This window comes from Streptomyces triticisoli (genome assembly GCF_003270085.1).
Taxonomy (GTDB): domain Bacteria; phylum Actinomycetota; class Actinomycetes; order Streptomycetales; family Streptomycetaceae; genus Streptomyces; species Streptomyces triticisoli.
Genome location: NZ_QFDQ01000235.1, coordinates 1 through 7102 on the forward strand (window position 1 = coordinate 1; position 7102 = coordinate 7102).

Consider the following 7102-nt stretch of genomic DNA (forward strand, 5'->3'; position numbering starts at 1 on the left):
GTCCGGTTCGGCCGCGGCCTGGCCGCGCTGCACGCCGCCGGGGCGCCCGCGTTCGGGTCCCCGCCGCCCGGCGGGCCGGAGGAGGCGTACATCGGGCTCGCGCCGATGCGCAACGTTCCCGGCGCCGACTGGCCGCGCTGGTACGCCGAGCACCGGGTGCTGCCCTATCTGCGCCGCGCGGTCGACGACGGCATCCTGCGGCCCGCCGAGGCAGCCGTGGTCGAGGGCGCCCTGGAGCGGCTGCCCGAGCTCGCCGGCCCCGCCGAACCGCCCGCACGGCTCCACGGCGACCTGTGGAACGGCAATGTGCTGTGGGGCGCGGACGGCGAGGCCTGGCTGATCGACCCGGCCGCGCACGGCGGCCACCGGGAAACGGACCTGGCGATGCTCCACCTGTTCGGCTGCCCGCACCTGGACCGGGTGCTGGCCGGCTACCAGGAGGCCGCGCCGCTCACCGAAGGCTGGGCCGGCCGCATCGGGCTGCACCAGCTGTTCCCGCTGCTGGTGCACACGGTGCTGTTCGGACGCGGATACGCCGGACAGGCGGTCGCGGCGGCCCGTGACGCCGGCCGGTGACCTGCGCGCCGGCCGGACCCAGGAGTTCACGGCGTGTCAACTCGGCCGTGACGGCCCCTTCTTGAACGGGAGAGCCGCTCGGACCCGCCCGGCCCGGCAGGCCCCGGAGGTGCCCGCACGGCCGGGGCATCGGCGTGCCGGGGAACATGATCGGTGCTGTGTGGTAAGCGGACGGGTGCGCGGTAGGCTGCCGGTACGGGAGGTTGCGGGCGACGTCACCCTTGCACTGGCATGCACTGGCACGCGACGGGGAGAAGGGTGGGTGCACATGGACTGGCGTGAGTTCGCCGAGCAGATGGCCCGGCTCGCCCGGCGTCTGCTGGCGCAGGAGTCCGCCCAGGAGACCCTCGACGAGATCGTTCAGGCGGCCGTCGAGCTGATCGAGGGGTGCGAGGCCTCCGGGGTCCTGGTCCTGCGCAAGGGGCGTGCCGTGACCCTGGCCACGACCTCGGACATGGTGGTGGAGTCCGACCGGCTGCAGGAGGAGCTGGGCGAGGGGCCCTGCTTCGACGCCGCCCGGCGGGCCGGCGAGGACCGGATGTTCCGCATCGCGGATCTCACGCAGCCGCAGCCGGACTGGCCGCGGTACGCGCCGGCCGCCCGTGAGCTGGGCGTCGGCAGCATGATGGGCTTCCTGCTGTACACCCACGACGACGACCTCGGGGCCCTCGACCTCTACTCCAGCCGTCCCGGCGCCTTCACCCCGGACAGCGAGACGGCCGGCTGGATGCTCGCCTCGCACGCCGCCGTCGCCCTGGCCGGCGCCCGGACCGTCGACCAGCTCGAACACGCGCTGGAGACCCGGCACGCCATCGGTGAGGCCATGGGCATCCTGCGCGAACGGCACCGCCTGAGCGAGGACGACGCCTTCGCCGTTCTCCGCCGCATCTCCCAGCACCACAACGTCAAGCTCCGCGACGTGGCCCAGAACATCCGCTCCGGGCCCCGCGAGCAGAGCTGACCCGACCGGCCGGGCGGACCCCGGCGGGCCGGGGCGGTGGGGCGGCCCCTCGCCTCGGCGGACGCGGCAGTGTAGACATGGCACATGGTCCGACTGCCGGGTCGAACCGGTGCTCGGTCGACCCGCCGTTCCGGTGGCCGGCGCCCTCGGGTCGCGCCTGGCCCCGGTCGGCGAGCGCGCGAGCGGGGCGGGCGGTGGCGGCCGGTACGGGGTGAGGCGGCGCTGGGTGTGCGCAGCGTGGCCGGGCAGGTGTTCGTGCTGCAGGTCGTCATCGTGCTGCTGCTGGTCGTGGCCGCGGTGGTGGCGCTGGTGCTGCAGGTGCGGTACGACGGCGTCCAGGAGGCCCGCAACCGCTCCCTCGCCGTCGCCGAGACGTTCGCCAACGCGCCGGGCACCCGCGAGGCGCTCACCGCGCCCGACCCGACGGCGGTCCTGCAGCCGCGGGCCGAGGCCGCCCGCCAGGGGGCGCGCGTCGACTTCGTCGTCGTGATGAACACCAAGGGGGTCCGCTACACCCACCCCCACCCGGACCGCATCGGCAAGAAGTTCGTCGGCACCATCCGGCCCGCGCTGGCCGGTGGCACCGTCGTGGAGGAGGTCAACGGCACCATCGGCCGGCTGGTGCAGGCCGTCGTGCCGGTCAAGGCGCCGGACGGCACGGTGGTGGGCCTGGTGGCGGCCGGCATCACCACCAGGAACGTGGGCGGTCTCGCGGACCGGCAGCTGCCGGTCGTCCTGGGCGCCGCGGCCGCGGGGCTCGCCCTCGCCACGGCGGGGACGGCGCTGGTCAGCAGGCGGCTGCTGCGCCAGACCCACGGGCTGGGCCCGGGCGAGATGACCCGGATGTACGAGCACCACGACGCGGTGCTGCACTCCGTCCGCGAGGGCGTGCTCATCGTCGGCGACGGCGGGCAGTTGCTGCTCGCCAACGACGAGGCGCACCGCCTGCTCGGCCTGCCCGAGGACGCCGAGCAGCGCCACGTGCGCGACCTCGGGCTCGACCCCGGCACCGCCGGCCTGCTGGCCTCCGGCCGGGTCGCCACCGACGAGGTGCACCTGGTCGGCGACCGGCTGCTGGCGATCAACCAGCGGCCCACGGACCTGGACGGCCGTCCGTCGGGCAGCGTGGCCACGCTGCGCGACTCCACGGAGCTGCGTGCCCTGTCCGGCCGGGCGGAGGAGGCCCGGGAACACCTCAGTCTGCTCTACGACGCCGGGGTGGGCGTCGGCACGACCCTGGACGTGACCCGGACCGCCGAGGAACTCGTCGCGGTGGCCGTTCCGCGGTTCGCGGACTTCGCCACCGTCGACCTGTACGACGCCGTGCTGACCGGCGAGGACCCGGAGCCGGGGGCCGTGCTGCGGCGTACGGCGTACGGCGGGGTCCGCCAGGACGCCCCGCTGTACCCGGTCGGCGAGCAGATCCGTTTTGTCCCCTCCTCGCCGCAGATGCACAGTCTCCGCACCCGCCGGCCGGTCCTCGAGCCCCGCCTGGAGGTGGCTCCGGGCTGGCGCGCCCAGAGTCCCGAGCGCGCCGACCGGGTGCTGGAGTACGGCATCCACTCGCTGATCACCGTGCCGGTACGGGCGGGCAGCCTGGTGCTGGGCCTGGTCAGCTTCTGGCGGTCGCACAAGGAGGAGCCCTTCGACGCCGGGGAGCTCGCCCTGGCCGAGGAGCTGGTCGCGCGGGCCGCGGTCTCCATCGACAACGCCCGCCGCTACACCCGCGAGCACGGGCTGGCGGTCACCCTGCAGCGCAGCCTGCTGCCGCGCAGCCTGCCCGAGCAGGACGCCCTGGACATCGCCTACCGCTATCTGCCCGCGCAGGCGGGCGTGGGCGGGGACTGGTTCGACGTACTGCCGCTGTCCGGGGCGCGGGTCGCGCTCGTCGTCGGCGACGTGGTCGGGCACGGGCTGCACGCCGCGGCCACGATGGGGCGGCTGCGGACCGCGGTCAGCAACTTCTCCGCCCTGGACCTGCCGCCCGAGGAACTGCTCGGACTGCTGGACGAGCTGGTCGTCCGCATCGACCAGGACGAGCAGGCGGACAGTGCCGGCGCCCCCGTGACCGGCGCGAGCTGTCTGTACGCGATCTACGATCCGGTCTCCCGGCGCTGTGCCGTGGCCCGCGCCGGCCATCCGCCGCCCGCCGTGATCGCACCGGACGGCGGCGTGACGTTCCCCGACGTGCCCGCCGGTCCCCCGCTCGGGCTGGGCGGGCTGCCGTTCGAGACGGCCGAGCTGGAGCTCGCGGAGGGCAGCCGGCTGGTGCTGTACACCGACGGGCTGGTGGAGGACCGGGAGCGGGACATCGACACCGGTCTCGAGGAGCTGCGCACCGCGCTGTCCTCGGCCGGCGAGTCGCCCGAGGAGACGTGCCGGGCCGTGCTGGACGTCCGGCGGCCGTTCCGGCCGGGCGACGACATCGCGCTGCTCGTCGCCCGCACCCGGGCCCTGGGCCCCGAGCGGGTCGCCGAGTGGGAGGTGCCGGGCGACCCGGCGGCCGTCGCGGACGTGCGCGCCGCGGTGACCCGACGGCTGACCCGGTGGGGACTGGAAGAGCTGACGTTCACCACCGAGCTGGTCCTCAGCGAGCTGGTCACCAACGCGATCCGCTACGGCGCCGAGCCCATCCGGGTACGGGTGCTGCGTGACCGCACCCTGATCTGCGAGGTCTTCGACAGCAGCAGCACCTCACCGCACCTGCGCTACGCCGCCACCACGGACGAGGGCGGCCGCGGACTGTTCCTCGTCGCACAGATGACCGAGCGGTGGGGCACCCGCTACACCCCCACCGGCAAGGTCATCTGGGCCGAGCAGTCCCTCCCCCTCCCGGCGCCGGACGGCGACCGCGGCGGCTGACGCACACCGCACCGGTCCGGGACCCCCGCGAGGGGTCCCGGACCGGTGCGGTGCATACGGTGCCGTCAGCCGCCGCCCAGGCGCGAGCGCAGCAGTTCCTTGCCCAGCTCCGCGCCCTTGCGGCTGTCCGACTGAGCCTTGCGGAACAGCTCCACGACCTCGTTGTCCTTGTCCCGCTCCGCGTCCTGGATGTACTGCTCCAGCCTCAGCGCGTTGCTCAGGCACGCCTCGACGTACCAGATGAGGTTGTAGTCCTTGTCCCGCGTGCCGGTGACGTCACCGGTCTCGGTACCGCTCGTCATGCGGGCCTCCTCCTCGGTGGGATCTTCGACCTTCGTCGTCGGTGCCCGCCGAGTACCCGCCCGCGCCCCGGTGACACCCGGTGTCAGCCCAGGGCACGGTCGAGGTTGTAGGCGGCGCTGATCAGGGACAGGTGGGTGAAGGCCTGCGGGAAGTTGCCCTGCTGCTCGCCGGTGGGGCCGATCTCCTCGGCGTACAGGCCGAGATGGTTGGCGTAGGTGAGCATCTTCTCGAAGGCGAGGCGGGCCTCGTCGAGGCGGCCGGCCCGGGTGAGGGCCTCGACGTACCAGAACGAGCAGATGGAGAACGTGCCCTCGTCGCCGCGCAGTCCGTCGGGGCTGGCCTGCGGATCGTAGCGGTAGACGAGCGAGTCGGAGACCAGGTCCTCGGTCAGCGCGTCCAGGGTGGACAGCCACTTGGGGTCGGTGGGCGCGATGAACTTCGCCAGCGGCATCATCAGTACGGCGGCGTCGAGCACGTCTCCGTCCTCGTACTGCACGAAGGCCTGCCGCGCCTCGGACCAGCCGCGGTTCATGATGCGGCGGTAGATGGTGTCCCGGCTCCGCCGCCAGCTCAGCAGGTCGGCGGGCAGGCCGCGGCGGTTGGCCAGCCGGATGGCGCGTTCGACGGCCACCCAGCACATCAGGCGCGAGTACAGGAAGTTCTTCCGGCCGCCCCGGGTCTCCCACACGCCCTCGTCGGGCTGGTCCCAGTTCTCGCAGACCCACTCCACCAGCGCGGACACGTCGTCCCACTGGGCGCTGGAGATCGGCTGGGCCCACTTGTCGTAGAGGTAGATGGAGTCGATCAGGGCGCCGTAGATGTCGAGCTGGAGCTGGTCGGCGGCGGCGTTGCCGACCCGTACGGGGGCGGAGCCGAGGTGGCCCTCCAGGTGGGCGAGTTCCCGCTCGGGCAGGTCGGTGCGGCCGTCGATGCCGTACATGATCTGCAGTGGGCCGGCGCCCCTGCCGTCACCGGGGCTGATGTGCCGGGTCAGGAACCGCATGAACGCCTCGGCCTCACCGGCGAAGCCGAGCCGCAGCAGCGCGTAGACGGCGAACGCGGCGTCGCGCACCCAGACGTAGCGGTAGTCCCAGTTGCGCTCGCCGCCGATCCGCTCGGGCAGGCTCGTGGTGGGCGCGGCGACGATGGCGCCGGTCGGGGCGTAGGTGAGCAGCTTCAGGGTGAGGGCGGAGCGGTGGACCATCTCCCGCCAGCGGCCGCGGTAGCGGGACTGGGCGAGCCAGCGGCGCCAGTAGGCGACCGTGGCGGCGAACTGCTCCTCGGCCTCGGTGCGGGCGCACCGCCGTGGGGCCACGTCGCCGCCCACCTGGTCCAGGGCGAAGACGGCCGACTCGCCCTCGGCGAGCTTGAACTCCGCCCGCAGGTCCGGGCCGTCGGTCTCCAGGGGCACGGTGGCCGTCAGGGAGAGGGAGAGTTCCGCGGACTCGAACAGGGCGGTGCGGCCCTCCATGCGGACCGTGTGCGGGTCGGCGCCGTAGTGGAATCGGGGCGCCACCCGGGCCCGGAACGCCAGTGTGCCGCGTACGCACAGCACCCGGCGGATGAGCCGGTGCCGCTCGGCCTCGGCGGAGTCCTGGCGGTCCCCGGTCACCGGCATGAAGTCCTGCACCTCGCCGACGCCGTCCTCGGTGAAGAACCGGGTGATCAGCACGTTGGTGTCGGGGAAGTAGAACTGTTTGGTGCGGGCCGCCTCGGCCGCGGCGAGTTCGAAGCAGCCGCCGCGCTCGGCGTCCAGGACGGAGGCGAAGACGCTCGGGGCGTCGAAGGAGGGGCAGCAGTACCAGTCGATCGTGCCGTCGGTGCCTACGAGGGCGACGGTGCGCAGGTCGCCGATCAGGCCGTGGTCGGCGATCGGCACGTAGCGGGGGGCGCCCGGCCCGGGCCGCCGGCTTCGGGTGTCGGCCATCGCGGCTGCCTCCCTTGCGGCTCTTGCGGCTCTTGCGGCTCTTCCAGCTTAGGAGCGGGCGGTGGGAACGGAGGTTTTCCGGCGCGGTGGGCGGGTGCCCCTTCCGCCCGGCGGGCCCTTCCGGATGCAGGGTGCGGTTCGGCGGGCAATCGTAGGAGGAGGTCCCGCTTCCCGCGGCACAGGGGCCGCAGTCCGGACCCGGGCGGGGAGCCAGCCGGACCCGAGGAGGACACATGTCGACGCCACAGCCCGATGCATCCCGCTCTCCGGGGGAGCGTTGTACCCCCGACCACCTCCTTCACGCCCGTAACGGCACCGACGTCTCGCCCGAGGACGTGGTGCTGGCCGCGGGCCGCGACATCACCCCGCGCAACCTGGAGTGGGCCAGGCGCAAGATCGAAACGGAGGGTCCGGCCGCCCTGGACAAGCTGTTGCCCTAGCCGGAGTCCGGCCGCCGCACCCGTGGGTGCGGC

General features: G+C 73.8%; 6 protein-coding genes. 4 read left to right on the plus strand and 2 right to left on the minus strand.

Annotated features, from left to right (window positions below):
* The 3 genes from DEP02_RS28285 to DEP02_RS28295 all read left to right on the plus strand — a co-directional run.
* A partial coding sequence (locus DEP02_RS28285) for a fructosamine kinase family protein (protein WP_157977565.1) occupies positions 1-576 on the plus strand: 576 nt, incomplete at its 5' end.
* A gap of 268 nt (positions 577-844) precedes the next feature.
* The gene (locus DEP02_RS28290; RefSeq protein WP_112470516.1) at positions 845-1537 is read left to right on the plus strand and encodes a GAF and ANTAR domain-containing protein; all 693 of its coding nucleotides are present in this window, start codon (positions 845-847) and stop codon (positions 1535-1537) included.
* Between the two features lie 84 nt (positions 1538-1621).
* Complete coding sequence (locus tag DEP02_RS28295; protein WP_112470517.1) at positions 1622-4399, plus strand: SpoIIE family protein phosphatase/ATP-binding protein; 2778 nt, start codon at positions 1622-1624, stop codon at positions 4397-4399.
* A 65-nt stretch (positions 4400-4464) separates the two neighbouring features.
* Here the strand turns inward: DEP02_RS28295 and DEP02_RS28300 are convergent, their stop codons facing one another.
* Positions 4465-4701 (minus strand): hypothetical protein, encoded by a 237-nt coding sequence (locus DEP02_RS28300; protein WP_112470518.1) that lies wholly within the window; start codon positions 4699-4701, stop codon positions 4465-4467.
* An 83-nt stretch (positions 4702-4784) separates the two neighbouring features.
* Complete coding sequence (locus tag DEP02_RS28305) at positions 4785-6629, minus strand: glycoside hydrolase family 15 protein (protein ID WP_112470519.1); 1845 nt, start codon at positions 6627-6629, stop codon at positions 4785-4787.
* Between the two features lie 233 nt (positions 6630-6862).
* On the opposite strand from DEP02_RS28305, the gene DEP02_RS28310 reads away from it, so the two are divergent.
* A complete protein-coding gene (locus tag DEP02_RS28310; RefSeq protein WP_112470520.1) occupies positions 6863-7069 on the plus strand; it encodes a hypothetical protein in 207 nt (68 codons plus the stop codon).
* Positions 7070-7102 lie beyond the last annotated feature (33 nt).